Genomic DNA, 20867 nt, shown 5'->3' with positions numbered 1-20867 from the left:
GTAGCGGGCGCCCCCGGGAACACTGACCACGATCGGGGAGGAACCGGCGGTGCACGTGCAGGAATGGCTCGACACGGTACCCGCGGTCGCCGTCTACGCCGTGGTGGGCCTGGTCATCGGTCTGGAGAGCCTGGGCATCCCGCTGCCGGGCGAGATCATCCTGGTCTCCGCGGCGCTGATGTCCTCTCAGCACATGGGCATCAACCCCGTCGTCCTGGGCGCGTGTGCCATCGCCGGCGCGGTCATCGGCGACTCCATCGGGTACGCCATCGGCCGCCGGGGCGGCCGGCCGCTGCTGGCCTGGCTGGGCAGAAGGTTCCCCCGGCACTTCAGCGAGGGGCACGTGGCGACCGCCGAGCGGTCCTTCGAGAAGTGGGGCATGTGGGCGGTGTTCTTCGGCCGCTTCGTCGCCCTGCTGCGCATCTTCGCCGGCCCGCTCGCGGGCGTGCTGCGGATGCCGTACTGGAAGTTCCTCATCGCCAACGTCCTCGGCGGGATCTGCTGGGCGGGCGGCACCACCGCGGTCATCTACTACGTCGGTGTGGTCGCCGAGTCCTGGCTGAAGAAGTTCTCCTGGCTGGGCCTGGTCGCCGCCGTGGTCATCGGACTCGGCTCGATGCTGGTCCTCAAGCGCAAGGCGAGGAAGGCCGGCCCCGTCCGGCTCGAGGCCGAGGAGCCGGAGCCGGTCCCGGCGGGCGAGTAGCCGGCCCCGGGGCACACCCTGCGAGGGCCGCCGGTCTTCACGGACCCTCATGAACAGCGAAGGCGTGCCCCGCGGGGAATGCTTACGCGTGCACGTCGCGGTGCTGCCGTGCCAGCTCCGCGTACATCGTGCCGTTGAGGCTGATCCCCTGACGCTCCTCCTCGGCCAGCTCGCGCCGCACCTTGGCGGGCACCCCCGCGACGAGCGAACCCGGCGGCACCCGCATGCCCTGCGGCACCAGCGCCTGCGCGGCCACCAGCGAGCCGGCGCCGATCACCGCGCCGTTCAGCACCGTGGCGCCCATGCCGACCAGGCAGTCGTCCTCGACCGTCGCGCCGTGCACGACGGCGTTGTGCCCGATGGACACGCGCTCACCGACGCTGACGGGGAAACCGGGGTCGGCGTGCAGCGTGCAGTTGTCCTGGACGTTGCTGCTCGCGCCCACCTCGATGCGCTCCACGTCACCGCGGAGCACCGCGCCGTACCAGACGCTCGCGCCCGCACGCAGCGTCACGTCCCCGATCACCGTGGCCGTGGGCGCCACGAACGCCTCCCCGTCCACCTGCGGCTCCCTGCCGCCGATGCCCGTGATCAGCGCCTTGTGCGTCATGCTCGTCTCCAACGTCCGCAAGCTTCCTGGGTGTACCGCACGGTACGTCATCCGGTAGGGCGAAGATCACAGCAGTCCGGCCCCTGGGCGCCGTCCGCGCTGAGTACGGTGAGCGGGTGCCCAAGCGCAAGAACACGTTCTCATCATGGCGGCGCCGCCTCGCGCAGCGCGCCGTCCACGCGGGCTGGGCCTTCGTGCAGCGCACGGGTTCCGTCACCGCCGAACACCCCGGGCGCTTCCGCTTCGGCGCGATGGGAACAGGTACCAGGCTCGCCTTCCCGCTCGGCACGGTCTTCGGCGAGCCCTGGATCCACCTCGGCGCGCACTGCATCATCGGCGAGCAGGTCACCCTGACCGCCGGCCTGATGCCGGACCTCGACCTCGGCCCGGACCCGATCCTGCGCGTCGGCGACGGCGTCGTCCTCGGTCGCGGCAGCCACGTCATCGCGGACACCACGGTCACCATCGGCAGCGACTGCTACTTCGGTCCGTACGTCTACGTCACCTCCACCAACCACTCGTACGACGATCCCCACGAGCCCATCGGCAGGCAGTGGCCGCGGATGGAACCGGTGGAGATCGGCCCCGGATGCTGGATCGGCACCGGCGCCGTGATCCTGCCGGGGGCGCGGATCGGGCGGAACGTCGTGGTGGCGGCCGGCGCGGTGGTCCGCGGCGAGGTTCCCGACCACGCGGTCGTGGCGGGCGCGCCCGCCCGGGTCGTGCGGCGGTGGACCGCGGCCGAGGGCTGGCAGCCGCCGCTGCGGACACCGGCCCCGGTGCCCATCCCCGAGGGCGTCACCCCCGAGCAGCTGCTCGCCCTGTCGGACCTGGACGAGGAGACCGTGGCCCGGCTGGCCGAGCTCGACGAGGAGAGCGCGGCCCGCCCGGGCGAGCTCGACGAAGAGAGCGCCGCCCGGCTCACCGGCCCGGCGGAGGGCCGGGGCGCCCGCCTCGCCGGACTCGACTAGGGCGGGTCCATTTGACGGGTGGTCAGTTGATCGGATGTGTCTGTCCGGTTAGTGATCACTGATGCGATGTGGGACCGGATCGAGCCGCCGTTGCCGGCCGTTCCGGTCCGGGGACGGTGATGGGCCGACCACCGCCGCACGCTCGAGGCCATCGCGTGGAAGTACCGCACCAACTCGCCCTGGCGGGACCTCCCCGAGGGGCTCGGCTCGTCCAGACGCTCACAAGCGGCTGATCAGGTGGGCCGTCGACGGCACGTGGGAGAAGATCTTCGCCGCCGTCCTCGCGGCAGCGGATGCCGTCGACGAGTACGACTGGACCGTATCGGTCGACTCCACTGTCGTCCGGGCCCACCAGCACGCCGCTGGAGCGGCGGTCCCACGGGCAGTGTCCGGGCCCGCATCGTCCGGCCCGCCGGCGCCCGGGGAACCCTGCCGGTGATCCTCCACATCCACGGCGCGGGCTGGGTGTTCGGCAACGCCCACACCCATGACCGCCCGGTGCGTGAGCCGGCCGTCGGCGCCGCCGTGGTGTTCCCCGAGTACGACCTGTCGTCCGAGGCCCGCTACACGCCGGCGCGAGTCTGCTCCTCGGCAGAGCGGGCATACGGCGGTGTGCCGGGGGAGGAGGACAGCCACCGGCGAACGCGTCGCCAAGCGTTGAGCCAAGAGGGGTACCCGATGTCGACTGCCGTGCCGGAGAGACCCGCCGAGCCGGGGAGACCAGCCGAGCTCACCGCCGCACTGCCAGGCGCCGGACCTGGCGAAGGACCCGGAGCCGTCGCCCGGAGCCGTCCCGCGATGCCGCGCGGCATCGGCTGGTCCGTGCGGTGGATCGCGGCGCTGACCGTCTGTCAGACCACCCTCATGGTGGGCCTCGGGCTGCTGATCACCGGCCCGGCTCGCCACCTGTGGCCGCTCACGGCCGAGGACCGGGTGAACGAGGCCTTCGTGCGCCTGCGCACCGGTACGCTCACCACCCTGTCCTCCGTCGCCTCGCAAGGAGGCAACACCGGGACGGTCATCGGCGTCACCCTGGCGAGCTGCCTGGGGCTGATCCTGATACCGCGGCTGCCGATGTGGCGGCAGGCCGTGTTCCTCGCCGTCGCCGTATCCCTGCAGTCGCTGGTCTTCCTGGTCATCACCTTCGCGGTCGACCGCCACCGCCCCGAGGTGCACCGCCTCGACGGCTCCCTGCCCACGTCCAGTTACACTTCCGGTCACACCGGCGCGGCCACCGCCATCTACGGCGGCCTGGCGCTGCTGGCGCTGTCCCGGCTGCGCGGCCCGTGGCGAACCGTCGTGGCCTGCCTGCTCTGCGTCCTGCCCCTCCTGGTGGGCCTCGCCCGCCTCTACCGGGGCATGCACCACCCCACCGACGTCATGGGCGGCCTCGTCAACGGAACCCTGTCCCTGCTGATCGCACGGCGCGCACTGCTCGCGGACGGCGCGGTCGCCGCTCCCCCCGCGCCCGCGTCCACGCCCACGGCCGGCCCGTCCCGGCCCGTGGCCCCCGGCCGCACCGCCGTGATCTTCAACCCCATGGTCACCGACGAGGCCGGCCTCGACGCCCTGCGCCGCGTCCTGGAACACCACGGCCACACCGCACCGGTGTTCGTCGAGACCACCGCCGAGGACCCCGGAGGCGGTCAGACGGCCGACGCGGTCCGCGACGGCGCGACCCTCGTCGTGGTCTGCGGCGGCGACGGCACCCTCCGCGCGGCCGCCGAATCCCTCGCGGGCACCGACGTACCGCTCGCCCTGGTGCCCTGCGGGACCGGCAACCTCCTGGCCCGCAACCTCGGTCTGCCGCTCGCACCGGCCGACGCCCTCGACGCCGCGCTGCTCGGCACCGCCCACCGCGTCGACCTCGGCCGTATCGAGGGCGACGGCCTGCCCCCCACGCACTTCGCCGCCATGGCCGGCGCCGGCCTCGACGCCGCGACGATGCGGCGGGCCAACGCCAACGACCGCGCCAAGGCCGTCCTCGGCTGGCCCACCTACGTGCTCGCCGTCCTGCGTGAACTGCGCACCCCGCGCACGGGGGTGAGCGTCCGTATCGACGGCGCGCCCGCCCTGCGCCGCACGGCCCGCATGGTGCTGGTCGGCAACATCGGCACCGTCCAGGGCGGAGTGACCCTGCTGCCCGACGCCCGGGCCGACGACGGACGGCTGGACCTGCTGATCCTGGACCCCCGCGGCATCGGCGGCTGGCTGTCCGCGCTGTGGACGCTGCTGCGCGGCGGCACGACGGCGTCACGGGAGGGCGGCGAGGGCGGCGCACCGGTGGAGTTCTTCACCTTCCGCCGCGCGGAGTTCACCTTCGACACCGAGCTGCCCCGCGAGCTGGACGGCGATCCGGTGACCGCCGGCCGGCACCTGACCGCCGAGGTCGGGCCGGGCGCCCTGACCGTGCTGCTGCCGGCGCGGGAGCAGTGAGATGGGCACCGCGACGAAGGTCCCCGAGACGCGGGACATGGGCGGGGAGGAGCTGTCCGGCGACGAGGCGTGGGCGGCCCTGCGCCGCTACGGCGGCTGGTCCCTGCTGCGGGACGCGTTCCTCCGCTTCCGCTACGCCGACGGCTTCACGCACTCCCGCGCCCTCGCCCTGCAGACGGTGCTGTCCGTCATCCCGCTGGCCATCGCCTTCGTCGGCCTGTCAACCGCCCTGCACACCGAGAACATCGGCAGACTGGCCGAACTGACCATCCATCGGATCGCCCAGGGCCCCAGCGCCCACGTGGTCGACGACGCCCTCGACCGCAGCCGGCGCACGGCGGGCGACGGCGCCGCCCTCGCCCTCTGGTTCGGCGCCGCCTTCTCCCTCGTCAACGTCACCACCGCCATGTGCCAGATCGAGCGGGGCGCCAACCGCATCTACGGCAACGAACGCGACCGCCCCTTCCACCTCAAGTACCTGCGGGGCCTGCTGATGTCCGTCGGCGCGGGGTTCCCGCTCGGCCTCGGGTTCATCGTGATGATCGCCGGCGACGACCTCGCCTCTGCGGCGGTGGACGTCTACCACCTGCACGACACCACCCGGGCCGCCTGGGACGTCCTGCGCTGGCCCGTCGGGCTGCTGCTCGCGCTCCTGTCCGCCAGCGTCATCTTCCGCCGCTCTCCGCGCCGCAAGCAGCCCGGCTACACCTGGCTCGCCTTCGGCGCGGCCGTCTACCTGGTGCTGTGGATGACACTGACCTGGCTGCTCAGCCTCTACCTGGACCTCAGCGGCTCGTTCGACACCGTCTACGGCCCCCTGAGCGCCTTCATGTCCCTGCTGCTGTGGGCCTCCCTGACATCCGTCGCCCTCTTCCTCGGGCTGGCCTTCGCCGCGCAGCTGGAGGCGGCGCGCGGCCGCCGCCCCGGCCCGATCCAAGCCGATCCCGGAGTCTGACATGCACGACCTGACCGCCCTGCTGCTCCTCCGCGACCGCCGAGCACGCCGTGAACGCCGCCGGCAGGCCGACCGCAGGTTCGGCGCGCGGCTGCTGGCCGCCGCCGGCGTCGCCGCCGTGGCCGCGGTCGCCTTCGGACTGCTCCTGACCCTGGTCGAGGGCCAGTGGCGGCCCCTGTCGCACCTGGACGCCTCCGCCGCACAGGACCTGCACCGGTACGCCATGCGCCACCGGGAGTGGACGGCCGTGCTCCACCTGCTCTCCGACCGGATCTGGGACCCCGTGACGCTGCGCGCGGCCGTCGCGCTGCTGACCGCGTGGCTGGTGTACCGCCGCGCCTGGCGCCTGGCGGCCTGGGCGGCGGTCACCGCCGTGGCCGGCGGGCTCGTCGGACTGCTCGTCAAGACCGTGGTCGGCCGGGCCAGGCCCGTGCTGCAGGACCCGGTGGCGCACGCCCCGGGCTACTCCTTCCCGTCCGGCCATGCGATGACGGCGACGACCTCCTTCGCCATCTTCATGCTGGTCCTGGCACCCCTGCTGCCGCGGGCCTGGCGCATCGCGGGCTGGTGCGTCGCCGTGCTCTGCGTCCTCGGGACCGGCTTCACCCGGGTTGCCCTCGGCGTGCACTGGTTCAGCGACGTCCTGGGCGGCTGGCTGCTGGGCCTGACCGTCGTCGCCCTCACCGCCTGGGCCTTCGAGGCCTGGCGCGTCGACGCCGGACGGAGCCGTGCCCCGGTGAGCGACGGCCTGGAGCCGGAACTCACCGAAGCCACCCCGGAACCCCGTCCGCGGACCCGCTGAGAGACGTACGGGATCGACGACGAGGTCGCCTTCGAGACCAAGGTGGCCATGGCCAAGGCGATGGTCCGCCGGGCCATCACGGACAAGATCCCTTCTCGATGGGTGACCGCGGATGCCGCCTACGGCTTCTCCGAGGGCCGGCGGTCCGAGCTGGAGCGGGCGGACGTCTTCCACGTCATGGCCACCACCCGGCACGACACCGTGGTCACCCGGTGGGCGATCGACCATCCTGTCCACGATCTGTTCCACGGTCTTGCCCGGCAGAAATGGAAGCGCCGTTCGAGCACATCCTGCACTGGTCGACCTGGCGCCGACGACGACAACACCAGGCCCGCGTCAGCCACTACAAAAGACGCGGACACAGCCCCTGACCTGGCCATCAGTCACCGCAAGCACCGTTGCAGTACCAGCCCGGCGTTCGCCGACGCGGCAGCGCGTGCCCGACGTCCGGGCCCGGCGCGGCTGGTGGCGCTGTGCCGGGCCCGTCGCACGGGAGGCCGGCCCAGCTCGGGCCTCGGCTCCGATCGGGCCTCGGCTCCGAACCGTCACCCGGTCGCCAGCAGCAGGGTCCCCACCAGAGCCAGGCCCGCCCCCGCCGCCTGGATCGCGCGGAGCCGCTCGCGGAGGAAGCCCCGGGCGGCCAGCGTGGTCACCACCGGGTAGAGGGAGGCGAGTACGGCCGCCACCGTGACCGGGCCGTGCTGCGCCGCCACCGCGTACGTGCCGTTCGCCGCGACGTCGGCGAGCCCGACGAAGGCGAGCGCCGGCAGCGCGCGCCAGGGGAAGCCGGTCTCCGGCAGCGCGGCGCCGCCGCGCCGCGTGGAGACGTACAGGGCCGCGCCGCCCACGGCGACGTTCGTCACGCGCTGCACGAAGAGCGCCAGGAACAGGCCCGTCACGCTGGTGGAGGCCTCCGCGATCAGCGCGAAGACGGCGCCGAACCCCAGCGCGGCGACCAGTGTCAGCGTGATCGCCCGCCGTTGCACCGGGGCGCCCTTGAGCTGCGGACCACCCGCCAGCACGACACCGCCGACGGCGACGGCGATGCCCGCGACCTGCAGCCACCCGGGCCGCTCGCCGAGCACGAGCCCGACGGAGACGGGGACCGCGACGCTCAGCGTGGCCAGCGGCGAGACCACGCCCATCGGGCCGAGGGCCAGCGCCTTGTAGAAGGAGAGCATCGCCACCGGCCCCACCAGGCCGGCGGCGAACGCGAACCACAGCCGGGGACCGGCCTCGCTCCAGCCGCCCGTCGCCACCACGATCGCGCCGAGCACGGCCGCCGCGATCGTCTGGGAGACGACGACCACCGTGAGGGCCGGGTTGCGCCGCGTCAGCAGCCCGCCGCCGAAGTCGGCCAGGCCCCACAGGAGACTGGTGGCCAGGGCGAAGAATGCTGTCACGACAGGCCTCGCAGTACAGTTCGGTGAACAATCGGGTGCACCCCACCGTAGTTCAGTGAAGTGAACTCTGTCATCCATCACATTGGACGGAATGTGTCGGACCTCGACCTGCTGACCCAGTCCCTGGCGCGCAACGTCAAGCGCTGGCGTACCGAGCGCGGCTTCACCCTGGACACGCTCGCCGCCCGCGCCGGAGTCAGCCGCGGCATGCTCATCCAGATCGAACAGGCCCGCACCAACCCCAGCCTCGGCACGGTCGTCAAGATCGGTGACGCGCTCGGCGTCAGCATCACGACCCTGCTCGACTACGAGCAGGGGCCCACGGTCCGCATCGTCCCGGCCGACCAGGCCGTCCGCCTGTGGCACACCGACGCCGGCAGCTTCAACCGGCTGCTCGCGGGCGTCGAGGCGCCCGGGCCGCTGGAGATGTGGGAGTGGCGCCTGATGCCGGGCGAGCGCAGCCCCTCCGATCCGCATCCCCAGGGCACCGTGGAACTCGTCCACGTCACGGCGGGGGAGCTGACCCTCACGGTGGACGGGACCGAGTACCGCGTCCCCGAGGGCGCGAGCGCGTCCTTCGAGGCCGGCACCCCGCACGTCTACGGCAACGAGGGCGACGTGCCGATGGAGATGCTGATGGCGGTGTCCGTCCCGCCCGTGCACTGACCCCGGCCGGCAGGGAGCGGACCGGCCGCCCGTGCGCCCGTGCGCCCGTCGCCGAGACGGGCGCGAACGGCCCCGTCCGGGTCCGCGCGCGGAGCGAGACCGGCGGGAACGGCCCGGTCCGTATCCACTCGTGCACCGAGTCGGGCGAGAACGGGACGGTCCACATCCGCGCATGGAGCGACACGGGTGAGAACAGGACGGTCCGCGTCCGCTCGTGCAGCGAGACGCCCCGGCCGGCGCACGCCGGCCGGCTGTTACCGTGCGGCCATGCACGCACCGATCGGGAACTTCGACCAGGCCACTCCCGCCCCCGACTGCCTCGACGAGCTGACCCGCCCGGTTGCCCACGCCGTACGCCACTGGCGCGGCAGCGTCCCGGCCGAGCAGATCGTCTACGTGGAGACCGACCCCCAGTGGGCCGACACCGCCGTCTTCGTCGAGCACTACGGCCGGGACCTGCTCGAACAGTCCGCGAACTGCGTGGTCGTCGCCGGCCGGCGCGGCGGTGACACCCGTCTCGCCGCCTGCGTGGCGCTCTCCACCACGCGCGTCGATGTCAACGGCGTGGTGCGGCGCCGCCTCGACGCCCGCAAGGCGTCGTTCGCGCCGATGGACGTGGCCGTCGGCGAGACCGGCATGGAGTACGGCGGCATCACGCCGATCGGGCTCCCCGCGCACTGGCCGATCCTCGTCGACTCGGCCGTCGTCGACCTGCCGTACGTCCTGGTGGGCAGCGGCCGTCGGCGCGGCAAACTGCTCGTGCCGGGCAAGGCGTTCGCGGAGCTGCCCGGGGCCGAGGTCGTGGAGGGGCTCGGTATCTGACCCGGCCGGGACCCGCTCCGGCGCGACTTACGGCAGGCACCGGCGCCGGCGGCGGGGGCCGCCGGTCCTACCGGGCCAGGCGGGGGATCTCGATGGCCGGGCAGAAATCCATCACCATGTCGAGCCCGGCCGCGCGGGTGCGCTCGTAGGCGGCCTCGTCCACGACGCCGAGCTGGAACCAGACGGCCTTGGCCCCCTTGGCGACCGCCGCGTCGGCGACCGGGCCGGCCAGCTCACTGTTGACGAACACGTCGACGACATCCACGTCGAAGGGGATGTCCGCGAGGTCGGCGTACCCCTGCTCGCCGTGCACGGTCTCGGCCTTGGGGTGCACCGGCACGATCCGCTTGCCGAAGCGCTGCAGCACCTCCGCGACGCCGTACGCGGCACGGTTCCGGTTCGACGACAGGCCCACGACGGCCCAGGTGTCGCCGAGTTCGGTCAGGATCTTGCGGATCGTCGCTGCGTCGCCGTACACGGTGGGTCTCCTGAGGACTCGGGGACTGGGGTCTTGGGATCCGGAGGAAGGCGGACGACAGGGCAACAGCGGCCGCCGGCCGGCGATTCCCCTGCCGTACGAGTGCCCGGCGTCGGGTTCTTCCCCCGCCTGCGGTCACGTGTCCGCAGGCGGCGGCCGTCCGACCGGGACCCATCCTCCCCGGACGGCCTCCGCGTGCGTCGCGGAGGGTCCTTGCGGCTCCTGGTGGACGATCCTCCGGGCTCCCCAGGGACGATGCCGGGTGCTCGGCGGCGTCCGTCCGCCGGACCGCTCGACCGGGCGACCGACCTTCCGGCCCGGACTCCGGACTCCGGGTGCCTTGGTCGCGTCGACGGGACTCCGGACTCCGGGTGCCCTGGTCGCGTCGACCGGACTCCCGGATTTCGGCCCCGGGATCTCCTTGCTCCCCGCAAGAAGCCCGGCCCTTGGCTCCCGGGACCTCGGCCCTTGGCCCGCCTCGCGGGACCCGGACCTTGACCGGCCCCGCGCGGACCCGGCCCTTGGCCCCCGGGATCCCGGCCCCTTGGACCCGCGGGACCCCGGCCCTCGGATTGCAGGGACCCCGAACCCCGCCCACCGGCCGGACGCGGCGCGTCGAGGGCTCCGTGGCCGGTCGAATTCCGCCACCTTCCGCGGAACGCGCGCCACCTGCCTGCGCACGGCCCGGCGCCCGCCTACGCTCGGCCCGTGCTGCGCATCACCGACGCCCGAACCGGCGAGCCCGTCGCCGCCGCCCCCGCCCGCCGTGGCCTGACCCGTGTCGAGGCGCACGCGTCGGGCTTCGACGCCTCGGGGCTGCGCGTGCTCCTGGTCGCCGACCTCCTCGTCCGCGCCCTGGAGTTGGGCGGCACGCCCGTGTGGGCGCTGCTGACCGGGGACCGGGAGCAGGCGGAACTGCGGGCCGGCGCCACGGCCCTCGGCACCCGGCCCTTCGAGGACAGCAGCGACCTCGGCGCGGCGCTCGGCGAGGCGCAGGTCGTCCACGTGGTCGGCGGGGACGGCGCGGCCCCCGACGGCGTCCGGATCGCCGTCGCGCCCGTCCACTCCGCGATGACCCTCGCGCCCGGGTCCGCCGACGATCCCGCCGTGATGCGCCTGGCCCTGCTCGCCCGCCCCCGCGGTCTGCCCCTCCGCCTCGACGAGCCGGCGCTGGCGGGCGCCCACCGGGTGCTGGAGCGCTGGCGCCGCGCGGTCGCCGCCTGGGCGAGCCGGCCCTCGCGGCCGGTCCCCGACGAGGTGCGCGGCCGGCTGCGCGATGCCTGGGAGGACGATCTGGACGTCCCGGCGGTGCTCGGGGTGCTGGAGTGGGTCGAGCACCGGCCGGACCTCGACGACGGCGCCCGCTTCGAGACCTACGCCTACGCGGACCGGCTGCTCGGCCTCGACCTGGCCCGGGACCTGGGGCGCATGCCCTGACCGCCCGCGGAGGGCGCGGCCCGCCGCGGGAGGCCGGTGGCCGCGTGACGCGCGGGCCCGTGGCCCACGAGCGGCCGTGCGACGCGCGGGCCCGTGGCCCACGAGCGGCCGGCCGCTCGCGCGCACCCACCTTCTGCCCCCAGCCGTGCCCCCTCCCCAGGGGACCGCGACCCGCCCGCGCGCCCGGCCGTCCCGTCTCCCTACGGAGCCGCGACCCGCCCGGCGCTCGGCCGCTCCCGCCCCTGACGCTCGCGTCCCACCCCGCGCTCCACCGCCCGCCCCGATCGTCCCGAGGCGGCCTCCCGACCTCCGGCGGTCCGGCCCGCGCGTCCGGCAGGCCGCGGGGGCGTGCCCCGGACCGGGCCCGACGTGGGCATAGGCTGGCCGGATGCAGGACGAGTACCGCACAGTCGCCCGCGCGGGCGTGCACGAGACCGAGGTCAACCGCTCCCGTTTCCTGTGCGCCCTCGCCCCGGCGGCCACCGAGCAGGAGGCCCAGGACTTCGTCGCCGCGGTCCGCAAGGAGCACGCGGACGCCAACCACAACTGCTGGGCCTACGTCATCGGCGCGGACGCCGCCGTGCAGAAGGCCAACGACGACGGCGAACCGGGCGGGACGGCCGGCGTGCCCATGCTCCAGATGCTGCTGCGCCGCGACATGCGGTACGTCGTCGCCGTGGTCACCCGCTACTTCGGCGGCGTGAAGCTGGGCGCCGGCGGGCTCATCCGGGCGTACGGGGGAGCGGTGGGCGAGGCGCTCGACACGCTCGGCACGATCACCCGGCGCCGCTTCCGCCTCGCCACCGTGACCGTCGACCACCAGCGGGCCGGCAAGCTGCAGAACGACCTGCGGGCCACGGGACGGGAGGTGCGGGAGGTGCGCTACGGGGAGGCCGTCGCCATCGAGATCGGGCTGCCGGACGCCGACGTGGACGCCTTCCGGGGGTGGCTGGCGGACGCCACCGCCGGCACCGCCGGGTTCGAACTGGGCGGCGAGGCCTACGGGGACGCCTGACACTTCGGGCAAGCAGAACATAACGGGGCAGCAGGCGGTCGCCGAGGGCGGCCGATACGGGAGTAACCGCCCGTGATGTCAGACCCGGCGGTTAGTCTTCGGGGACCATGAGGCTCCTGCACACTTCCGACTGGCATCTCGGCCGGGCGTTCCACCGGGTGAGCATGCTCGGCGCCCAGTCCGCGTTCATAGGCCACCTCGTCGCCACCGTGCGCGAGCGCGCCGTGGACGCGGTGGTCGTGTCGGGGGACGTGTACGACCGCGCGGTTCCGCCGCTGGCCGCGGTCGAGCTGTTCGACGACGCCCTGCACCGGCTCGCCGACCTCGGCGTGCCCACGGTGATGATCTCCGGCAACCACGACTCGGCCCGCCGGCTCGGAGTGGGCGCCGGGCTGATCGGCCGCGCGGGCATCCACCTGCGCACCGAACCGGCGGCGTGCGGCACGCCGGTGGTGCTGGCGGACGGCTTCGGAGACGTCGCCTTCTACGGCCTGCCCTACCTCGAACCGGCCCTGGTCAGGGATCAGTTCGCAGTCGAGAAGTCCGGTCACGAGGCGGTGCTGGCGGCCGCCATGGACCGGGTCCGCGCCGACCTCGCCGCCCGCGCGCCCGGCACCCGGTCCGTCGTCCTCGCCCACGCCTTCGTCACCGGCGGCGAGGCCAGCGACAGCGAACGCGACATCACCGTCGGCGGGGTGGCCTCCGTGCCCGCCGGGGTCTTCGACGGCGTGGACTACGTCGCCCTCGGCCATCTCCACGGCTGCCAGACCATCACCGAGCGCGTGCGGTACTCCGGCTCCCCGCTGCCGTACTCCTTCTCCGAGGCGGACCACCGCAAGAGCATGTGGCTGGTCGACCTGGGCGCCGACGGCTCCGTGACCGCCGAGCAGGTCGACTGCCCGGTCCCACGGCCGCTGGCCCGGATACGCGGCACGCTGGAGGACCTGCTCGCCGACCCGGACCTCACCCGCCACGAGGACGCCTGGGTCGAGGCGACGCTCACCGACCCGGTCCGCCCGGCCGACCCCATGGCCCGCCTCACCGAGCGCTTCCCGCACGCCCTCAGCCTCGTCTTCGAGCCCGAGCGTGCTCCCGACGAGGCCGGCGTGTCCTACGCCCGCCGCCTCGCGGGCCGCAGCGACCAGCAGATCGCGGAGGACTTCGTGGCCCACGTGCGCGGCGCCGGACCCGACGAGCACGAACGCCTGGTGCTGCGGGAGGCGTTCGACACGGTCCGCGTGGACGACACGGTGCGCGAGGTGGCGCGGTGAGGCTGCACCGGCTCGACATCACCGCCTTCGGGCCGTTCGGGGGCTCCCAGCGCGTCGACTTCGACGCGCTGTCCGCCGCCGGGCTGTTCCTGCTGCACGGGCCCACCGGCGCCGGCAAGACGTCCGTCCTGGACGCCGTGTGCTACGCCCTGTACGGCGCGGTGCCCGGAGCCCGCCAGAGCGCGCAGGGCCTGACGCTGCGCAGCGACCACGCCGCACCGGCCACCCGCACCGAGGTCGGCCTCGAACTGACCGTCGCCGGACGGCGGCTGGAGATAACCCGGCAGCCGCCCTGGGAGCGGCCGAAGAAGCGGGGCACGGGCACCACCGTCGACAAGGCGCAGACCTGGCTGCGCGAGTACGACCCGGCGGCCGGCGCCTGGAAGGACCTCAGCCGCTCCCACCAGGAGATCGGCGAGGAGATCACGCAACTGCTCGGCATGAGCCGCGAGCAGTTCTGCCAGGTCGTCCTGCTGCCCCAGGGCGACTTCGCGCGCTTCCTGCGCGCCGACGCCGAGGCCCGGGGCAGACTGCTCGGTCGCCTGTTCGACACCCGCCGCTTCGCCGAGGTCGAGAAGCGCCTCGCCGACCGCCGGCGCACCACCGAGGCCCGGGTGCGCGAGGGTGACGCCGCGCTGCTCGCGGACGCCCACCGGATGCAGCAGGCCGCGGGCGACGCCATGGAGCTGCCGGAGCTCGCGCCGGGCGAGCCCGGCCTCGCGGAGGCCGTGCTGACCGCTGCCGCCGTAGCCCGCAGCACCGCCCGCGAGCAGCTGGCGATCGCCCGGACCCGCCTCACGGCCGCCGAGGAGGCGCAGGCCGCCGCCGAACGCGCCCTGGACGAGGTACGGGAAGTGGCGCGGCTCCAGCGCCGGTTCGCCGAGGCGCGGGAGCGCGCCGCGCGCCTGGAGGAGGGCGCCGACGCCCGCCGTCAGGCGCAGGAGCGGATGGACCGGGGCCGCAAGGCCGAGGCGGTGGCGCCGGCGCTGGAGCTGCGCGACGCCGCCGAGGCCGAGCACCGGCGGGCGGCCGCCGCCGAGGAGCGGGCGCGGGCCGCACTCCCCGGGGCGTACGTCGGCGACGGCGCGGCCGGGCTCGCCGCAGCCGCCCGCCGGACCGCCGGGGAACTGGGCGGCCTGGAGGCCGCCCGCCGCGCCGAGCAGCGCCTGGCCGGCCTCGTCGCCGAGCGGGCCGGCCTGGACCGGCAGGAGCGCGCCGACGAGGACGTGCTGCAGGAGGCGGAGGCCTGGCTCGCCGCGTGGGAGACCACACGGGCGGCGCTGCAGGACCGTGTCGAGTCGGCGCAGGAGGCCGCCGGCCGGGCCGAGCAGCTCGCCGTCCGGCTCGACCCCGCGCGGCAGCGGCTGGAGGCCGCCCGGCTGCGGGACCGGCTGGCCCGGGAGGCCGAGGACGCCCGGCAGCGGGCGCTCAGCTCCGGCCGGGAGGCCCTGCGCGCCAAGGAGCACTGGCTGGAGCTGAAGGAACAGCGCCTGAACGGCATCGCCGCCGAACTCGCGGCCCAACTCGCCGACGGTGAGCCGTGCGCCGTCTGCGGCGCCACCGAACACCCCGCCCCCGCGCGGAAGGTCGCCGGACACGTCGACCGCGAGGCGGAGGAACGCGCCCTGGCCGCCTACCAGCGGGCCGAGGAGCAGCGCGCCGAGGACGAGCGAGGTCTTGGGGCCGCCCGCGAGACACTGGCCGCCGCCACCGCCGAGGCCGGCGACACGCCGGCCGACCGGCTCGCCGTGGAACTGGACGAGCTGGAGAGGCGGTTCGCGGAGACCCGCCGGGACGCCTCCGCACTGCACACGGCCCACGAGGAGCTGCGCCGGGCCGAGCAGGAACGTGAGCGGCGCCTCGCCGACCGGCAGCAGGCCGAGGTCCGGGCCGCCTCCCGGCTGGCCCGCCGGGACACCCTGGACCGGGAGAAGGCGGCCCTGGAGGAGGAGCTGGCGCAGGCCAGGGGCGGCGCCGGCAGCGTGGCCGCACGGGCGGCGGACCTGGAGCGCCTGGCGGCGCGGCTCACCGAGGCCGCCGACGCCGCACGCGCCGCCGAGGACAGCGCCGTACGGCTCAAGGAAGCCGACGGACGGCTCGCCGAGGCGGCGTACCGCGCCGGCTTCCCCACCCCGCGGGACGCGGCGGCCGCCCTCCTCGACGACGCCGCCCACCGTGAACTCCAACGGCGCGTGGACACCTGGCAGTCGGAGGAGGCCGCCGTCCGCGCGGTCCTCACCGAGGCCGCCACGGCCGCTGCCGCCCAGCGGCCGCCCGCCGACCTCGCCGCGGCGGAGGGGACCGCGACCGCCGCCGTCCGCACCCTGCGAGAGGCCGCCTCGGCGTGCGACGCCGCCGCCCGCCGGGTCGCCGAACTGGACCGGCTGTCCGCACGAGCCGAGGCCGGAGTACGCCGCCTGGCCCCCCTGCGCCGGGAGTACGACCGTGTGGCCCGCCTCGCCGCCCTCACCGCGGGCACCTCCGCGGACAACGAGCGCAGGATGCGCCTGGAGTCGTACGTGCTCGCCGCCCGTCTGGAGCAGGTCGCCGCCGCGGCGACCGTGCGGCTGCAGCGCATGTCCTCCGGCCGCTACACCCTCGTCCACTCCGACGACCGCTCCGGACGCGGCCGCAGCGGGCTCGGGCTGCACGTCGTCGACGCCTGGACGGGCCGGGAGCGGGACACGTCGACGCTGTCGGGCGGCGAGACGTTCTTCGCCTCGCTCGCCCTCGCGCTCGGGCTCGCGGACGTCGTCACCGACGAGGCGGGCGGGGTCCGCCTGGACACGCTCTTCATCGACGAGGGTTTCGGCAGCCTCGACGACCAGACGCTCGACGAGGTCCTCGACGTGCTGGACTCGCTGCGCGAACGCGACCGCAGCGTCGGCATCGTCAGCCACGTCGCCGACCTCAGGCGGCGCGTCCACGCGCAGCTGGAGGTCGTCAAGGGAAGGTCCGGGTCGACGGTCCGGCAGCACGGCGCGGCCTGACCCCCGAAGCGGCGGCAGCCCGGCACGACCGGACACACGGGGGTCAGCCGCGGCGCGACCGAGGACGCGTCGCACGGCACCTGCTCAGCCGCCCGGCCGGCCGAAGCCCAGGACTTCGCCCTCGTCGAGTCGGAGCTTCCGCAGCCGGGTGACGGCCAGGTCCTCGTCCGCAACGGGTACCTCTCGGTGGACCCCTGCATGCGCGGCAGGATGAGCGCCGCGAAGTCGTACGTGGCGCCGTACGAGCTGGACACGCCGACGCGCGGCGCCGGGCGCGCCCGCCGGCCCACCGGCTGCGACCGTGCCGGTCCCGGGACGGACGGCCGGGGGCCGCCGAGCCGTCCCGGAACAGCCGCTCCGGACGCGGGCCGGAGCCGGACGCGGGCCGGTAAGAGGCCGCGGCCCGGATCCGGGCCGTACGAGCGCGTTTCGCGGGGGCGGCCCGAATCGGCCGCCCCCGCATGGGCCTACAGGCTCGACAGTTCGTCGACCAGGTCGTCCAGGCCCAGGGAACCCTGCGAGAGGGCCGCCATGTGCCAGGCTTTGAGGTCGAAGGCGTCGCCGTGGCGCTTCCTGGCGTTCTCCCGGCCCAGCAGCCAGGCCCGCTCGCCGAGCTTGTAACCGATCGCCTGGCCCGGAATGGTCAGGTAGCGGGTCAGCTCGCTCTTCACGAAGTCCGCGGGGCGGCTGCTGTGCGCGGCGAAGAACTCCTCCGCCAGCTCCGGCGTCCAGCGCTCACCAGGATGGAACGGCGAGTCCGCCGGGATCTCCAGCTCCAGGTGCATGCCGATGTCGACGATGACGCGGGCCGCGCGCATCATCTGCGCGTCGAGGTAGCCGAGCCGCTCCTCCGCGTCCGTCAGGAAGCCCAGCTCGTCCATCAGCCGCTCCGCGTACAGGGCCCAGCCCTCCGCGTTGGCGCTGACGAGGCCGACGGTGGCCTGGTAGCGGGACAGGTTCTCCGCCACGTGTGTCCACTGCGCGAGCTGGAGGTGGTGTCCGGGGACGCCCTCGTGGTACCAGGTCGACACCAGGTCGTAGACCGGGAAGCGGGTCTGCCCCATCGTCGGCAGCCACGTCCGGCCGGGACGCGAGAAGTCCTCCGAGGGCTGCGTGTAGTACGGCGCGGCCGCGCTTCCCGGCGGCGCGATGTGCGACTCCACCCTGCGCACCCGCTCGGCGAGCTCGAAGTGGGTGCCGTCCAGCTCGTCGATGGCCCGGTCCATCAGCTCCTGCAGCCAGACGCGGACCTCGTCGACGCCCTCGATGTGCCGGCCGTGCTCGTCGAGGTGCGCCAGCGCCACCCACGGCGTCTCGGCGCCCGGCAGGATCTTCTCGGCCTCCTGCCTCATCTCGCCGAGGAGGCGGTGGAACTCCGACCACCCGTACGCGTAGGCCTCGTCGAGGTCCAGATCGGTGCCGTTGTAGTAGCGCGACAGGCGGGCGTACCGCTCGCGGCCCACCGTGTTCGGCGCGTTTTCGACCGCCGGGGCGTACACCGCGCGCATCCAGTCGCGCAGCTCCACGACGGCGGCGGTCGCGGCGCGCGCGGCCGCGTCCAGCTCCGTGCGCAGCGCGTCGGGACCCGCCGCGGCGAAGTCCTCGAACCAGCCGCGGCCCGTGCCGTCCGTGTCCGACCACTCGGCGAGCTGCTCGATGAACGTGGCCGTCGGCCGCGGACCCGCCGTCAGCTTCCGCTCCAGCCCCAGCGCCAGGGACTCGCGGTAACCCGCCAGCGCGCCCGGGACCGCGCGGAGGCGCTCGGCGACCGCCGCCCAGTCCTCCTCGGTCTGCGTGGGCGTCACCGTGAACACCTCGCGCACGTGGTGCGCCGGCGTGCCCAGGTTGCCGACCGCGCGCAGCTTCTCCTCCGCCTCGTGCACGGCGAGCTCAGCGGTGAGCCGCTCGCGCAGCAGCCGCGCGCACCGGCGCTCGGCGTCACCGTCCGCGCCCGGCCGCCGCTCCGCCTCGTCCAGCCGGGCGAGGGTCCGGCGCGCCAGGTCCGCCAGCGCCTCCTGGCCGGCGGGTGAGAGGTCCGGCAGTCTGCTGGAACTCTCCTGCACGCCGAGGTACGTACCGGTGACCGGGTCGAGGGCGATCAGGTCGTCGACGTAGGCGTCGGCGACCTGACGGGGCAGCGGGCTGTTGGTCTCTGACATGCGGACCATCCTCGTACGGGACGTGGCCCGCGTCACCCCGATTCAGCTGAGGGCGAGCCCGGCCCGGCTCCGGGCGGCAGCAGCGGACCGCAGTCCCACTGCTGGAAGATCAGCCGGGTCTCCACGCGCGCCACCTCCCGCCGGGCCGTGAACTCGTCCAGGACGAGCCGTTGCAGGTCCGCCATGTCCGCGACCGCCACATGGACGAGGTAGTCGTCCGGGCCGGTCAGGTGGAAGACGGTCCTCGACTCCGGCAGCGCCCGGATCCGCTCCACGAAGGGACCCACCAACTCCCGCCGGTGCGGCCGCACCTGGACGGACAGCAACGCCTGAAGACCCCGGCCCAGTTTGGCCGGATCGAGCCGCAGCTGGTGGCCGAGGATCACGCCGGAGCGGCGCAGCCGGGTCACCCGGTCCAGGCACGTCGACGGCGCCACCCCGACCCGGGCGGCGAGATCGCGGTAGGTGGTCCGGGCGTCGTTCTGCAACAGCCGCAGCAGGTGGAGATCCACCGGGTCCAGTACGACAGATTCGGCCATGTGCCGAACGTTACCCGGCATCCGGCGCAGCCGCCCCGGCCCGTGTTCACCCTTCCGCCCATGGACTCAAGCCGCAGCCGCGCGCACGACGACGTGCGCACCGCCCCCAGGGCACTGGCCACCGAGGCCGTGCACGCAGGCCGTGACGACCTCGCCCGGCAGGGACTGCACGCCCCGCCGATCGACCTGTCCACCACCTACCCCTCCTACGACAGCCGCGGTGAGGCCGCGCGGATCGACGCCTTCGCCGCCGAGGGCGCCGAGCTGGAGGGCTCCCCGGTCTACGGCCGCCTGGGCAACCCGACCGTCGCCCGGTTCGAGACCGCCCTCGCCCGTCTGGAGGGCACCGAGGCCGCGGTCGCCTTCGCCAGCGGCATGGCCGCGCTCAGCGCGGTCCTCCTGGCCCGGGCCGGCACGGGCCTGCGGCACGTGGTGGCCGTACGGCCGCTGTACGGGTGCAGCGACCACTTGCTGACAGCGGGCCTGCTCGGCACGGAGGTGACCTGGACGGATCCGGCTGGCATCGCGGACGCCCTGCGCCCGGACACCGGGCTGGTGATGGTCGAGTCGCCCGCCAACCCGACACTGGCCGAGGTGGACCTGCGGGCCGTGGCCCACGCCTGCGGGTCCGTGCCCCTCCTCGTCGACAACACCTTCGCCACACCGGTGCTGCAGCGCCCCGCCGAGCACGGCGCACGGCTGGTGCTGCACAGCGCCACCAAGTACCTCGGCGGGCACGGCGACGTGCTCGCGGGCGTCGTGGCGTGCGACGAGGAGTTCGCGCGACGGCTGCGTCAGGTGCGGTTCGCCACGGGCGGCGTCCTGCACCCGCTCGCCGGCTACCTGCTGCTGCGCGGCCTTTCCACGCTGCCGGTGCGGGTGCGGGCCGCCTCGTCCACCGCCGCCGAGCTGGCCCGCCGCCTGGCGGCCGACCCGCGCGTCTCCCGGGTCCACTACCCGCGCGTCGGCGGCGCGATGGTCGCCTTCGAGGTGCACGGCGACCCGCACGCCGTCATCGCCGGTGTCCGCCTGGTCACCCCGGCCGTCAGCCTGGGCAGCGTGGACAGCCTCATCCAGCACCCGGCGTCCATCAGCCACCGCATCGTGGACGCCGACGACCGGCGGGGCGCCGGAGTCAGCGACAAGCTGCTGCGCATGTCCGTGGGACTGGAGGACGTGGACGACCTGTGGGCGGACCTGGACGCCGCCCTCGGACGGGCGTCCGCGTCGCAGGAGCCCAGGCCCCTGCGTGAGGCGATGAGCTGAACCACCCCGCCCACCGCACCCACCGCGCCCGCCGCGGCTGCGCCCGTCGTGCCACCGCCGCGCGAGTCCCGTGCCACGCGTGACGCCGTGCCACGCGTGACGCCGTGCCACGCGTGACGCCGTGCCGCGGCTGCGGATGGCGGACGGCCGGATGGCGGACGGCGGGGACCCGGTGGTGGATGGGGGACGGCGGGGCCCCGGGGATGGATGGGGCCCGGTGGTGGACAGGGCCCGGCCGTGGACGGGGGTCCGGGGCCCCACATAGGGGCCCGCGGCGTACGGCGAACGGCCTTGCGCACTCCGCTGAACCGGCGGCGTACGGCGTACGGCCCCGCCCATCTCGC

Annotated in this window: 17 protein-coding genes and 4 pseudogenes; 16 read left to right on the top strand and 5 right to left on the bottom strand. The window is 74.7% G+C overall.

The window, feature by feature from the left end; all coding sequences use genetic code 11:
* Positions 1-49: 49 nt before the first annotated feature.
* On the top strand, positions 50-703 hold the full coding sequence (locus ABZ920_RS20665) for a DedA family protein (protein WP_361506752.1): 654 nt from the start codon (positions 50-52) through the stop codon (positions 701-703).
* Between the two features lie 82 nt (positions 704-785).
* Here the strand turns inward: ABZ920_RS20665 and ABZ920_RS20660 are convergent, their stop codons facing one another.
* Positions 786-1313, bottom strand: coding sequence for a gamma carbonic anhydrase family protein (locus tag ABZ920_RS20660; RefSeq protein WP_361506749.1), 528 nt, complete (start codon positions 1311-1313; stop codon positions 786-788).
* 116 nt (positions 1314-1429) lie between these two features.
* Between ABZ920_RS20660 and ABZ920_RS20655 the strand changes: the two genes are divergently transcribed.
* The 7 genes and pseudogenes from ABZ920_RS20655 to ABZ920_RS20625 form a co-directional block, all read left to right on the top strand.
* The gene (locus ABZ920_RS20655) at positions 1430-2284 is read left to right on the top strand and encodes an acyltransferase (protein WP_361506747.1); all 855 of its coding nucleotides are present in this window, start codon (positions 1430-1432) and stop codon (positions 2282-2284) included.
* A gap of 36 nt (positions 2285-2320) precedes the next feature.
* Positions 2321-2654, top strand: a pseudogene (locus ABZ920_RS20650) (transposase); the annotation flags it as partial.
* Positions 2651-2851: pseudogene (locus ABZ920_RS20645) on the top strand (alpha/beta hydrolase); the annotation flags it as partial. The pseudogenes ABZ920_RS20650 and ABZ920_RS20645, both read left to right, overlap by 4 nt.
* Before the next feature lie 231 nt (positions 2852-3082).
* Complete coding sequence (locus ABZ920_RS20640) at positions 3083-4720, top strand: diacylglycerol kinase family protein (protein WP_361506905.1); 1638 nt, start codon at positions 3083-3085, stop codon at positions 4718-4720.
* 1 nt (position 4721) lies between these two features.
* Entirely contained in the window at positions 4722-5675 is a 954-nt protein-coding gene (locus ABZ920_RS20635) for a YihY/virulence factor BrkB family protein (protein WP_361506744.1), read from the top strand.
* 1 nt (position 5676) lies between these two features.
* On the top strand, positions 5677-6477 hold the full coding sequence (locus ABZ920_RS20630; RefSeq protein WP_361506741.1) for a phosphatase PAP2 family protein: 801 nt from the start codon (positions 5677-5679) through the stop codon (positions 6475-6477).
* 9 nt (positions 6478-6486) lie between these two features.
* Positions 6487-6759 (top strand): annotated as a pseudogene (locus ABZ920_RS20625) (transposase); the annotation flags it as partial.
* Between the two features lie 263 nt (positions 6760-7022).
* Here the strand turns inward: ABZ920_RS20625 and ABZ920_RS20620 are convergent.
* Positions 7023-7880, bottom strand: coding sequence for a DMT family transporter (locus ABZ920_RS20620; protein WP_361506738.1), 858 nt, complete (start codon positions 7878-7880; stop codon positions 7023-7025).
* Between the two features lie 93 nt (positions 7881-7973).
* Here ABZ920_RS20620 and ABZ920_RS20615 point away from each other — a divergent pair, with 93 nt between their 5' ends.
* Together ABZ920_RS20615 and ABZ920_RS20610 are read left to right on the top strand one after the other, a co-directional pair.
* Positions 7974-8546: an XRE family transcriptional regulator gene (locus ABZ920_RS20615; protein WP_361506735.1), complete on the top strand. Its 573-nt coding sequence runs from the start codon at positions 7974-7976 to the stop codon at positions 8544-8546.
* 267 nt (positions 8547-8813) lie between these two features.
* The gene (locus tag ABZ920_RS20610; protein WP_361506732.1) at positions 8814-9368 is read left to right on the top strand and encodes a YbaK/EbsC family protein; all 555 of its coding nucleotides are present in this window, start codon (positions 8814-8816) and stop codon (positions 9366-9368) included.
* Between the two features lie 67 nt (positions 9369-9435).
* On the opposite strand, the gene ABZ920_RS20605 is transcribed toward ABZ920_RS20610, so the two are convergent.
* On the bottom strand, positions 9436-9846 hold the full coding sequence (locus ABZ920_RS20605) for a CoA-binding protein (RefSeq protein WP_361506729.1): 411 nt from the start codon (positions 9844-9846) through the stop codon (positions 9436-9438).
* A gap of 708 nt (positions 9847-10554) precedes the next feature.
* Between ABZ920_RS20605 and ABZ920_RS20600 the strand changes: the two genes are divergently transcribed.
* The 5 genes and pseudogenes from ABZ920_RS20600 to ABZ920_RS20580 all read left to right on the top strand — a co-directional run.
* Entirely contained in the window at positions 10555-11283 is a 729-nt protein-coding gene (locus ABZ920_RS20600; protein WP_361506726.1) for a hypothetical protein, read from the top strand.
* A gap of 388 nt (positions 11284-11671) precedes the next feature.
* Positions 11672-12298: a YigZ family protein gene (locus ABZ920_RS20595; protein ID WP_361506723.1), complete on the top strand. Its 627-nt coding sequence runs from the start codon at positions 11672-11674 to the stop codon at positions 12296-12298.
* 107 nt (positions 12299-12405) lie between these two features.
* Positions 12406-13569: an exonuclease SbcCD subunit D gene (locus ABZ920_RS20590; RefSeq protein WP_361506720.1), complete on the top strand. Its 1164-nt coding sequence runs from the start codon at positions 12406-12408 to the stop codon at positions 13567-13569.
* On the top strand, positions 13566-16559 hold the full coding sequence (locus ABZ920_RS20585) for an SMC family ATPase (RefSeq protein WP_361506717.1): 2994 nt from the start codon (positions 13566-13568) through the stop codon (positions 16557-16559). The genes ABZ920_RS20590 and ABZ920_RS20585 overlap by 4 nt, the downstream gene beginning before the upstream one ends.
* A gap of 80 nt (positions 16560-16639) precedes the next feature.
* Positions 16640-16808 (top strand): annotated as a pseudogene (locus ABZ920_RS20580) (NADP-dependent oxidoreductase); the annotation flags it as partial.
* A 218-nt stretch (positions 16809-17026) separates the two neighbouring features.
* On the opposite strand, the gene ABZ920_RS20575 reads toward ABZ920_RS20580, so the two are convergent.
* Together ABZ920_RS20575 and ABZ920_RS20570 are read right to left on the bottom strand one after the other, a co-directional pair.
* The gene (locus ABZ920_RS20575; RefSeq protein ID WP_361506715.1) at positions 17027-18718 is read right to left on the bottom strand and encodes a DUF885 domain-containing protein; all 1692 of its coding nucleotides are present in this window, start codon (positions 18716-18718) and stop codon (positions 17027-17029) included.
* Between the two features lie 32 nt (positions 18719-18750).
* Complete coding sequence (locus ABZ920_RS20570) at positions 18751-19257, bottom strand: Lrp/AsnC family transcriptional regulator (RefSeq protein ID WP_361506712.1); 507 nt, start codon at positions 19255-19257, stop codon at positions 18751-18753.
* 60 nt (positions 19258-19317) lie between these two features.
* Here ABZ920_RS20570 and ABZ920_RS20565 point away from each other — a divergent pair, with 60 nt between their 5' ends.
* Positions 19318-20523: a PLP-dependent transferase gene (locus ABZ920_RS20565; protein WP_361506709.1), complete on the top strand. Its 1206-nt coding sequence runs from the start codon at positions 19318-19320 to the stop codon at positions 20521-20523.
* The last annotated feature ends 344 nt before the right edge of the window (positions 20524-20867 follow it).

This window comes from Streptomyces sp. NPDC046831 (assembly GCF_040645305.1).
Classification (GTDB): Bacteria; Actinomycetota; Actinomycetes; order Streptomycetales; family Streptomycetaceae; genus Streptomyces.
This window is presented reverse-complemented; position numbering and strand designations above follow the sequence as displayed.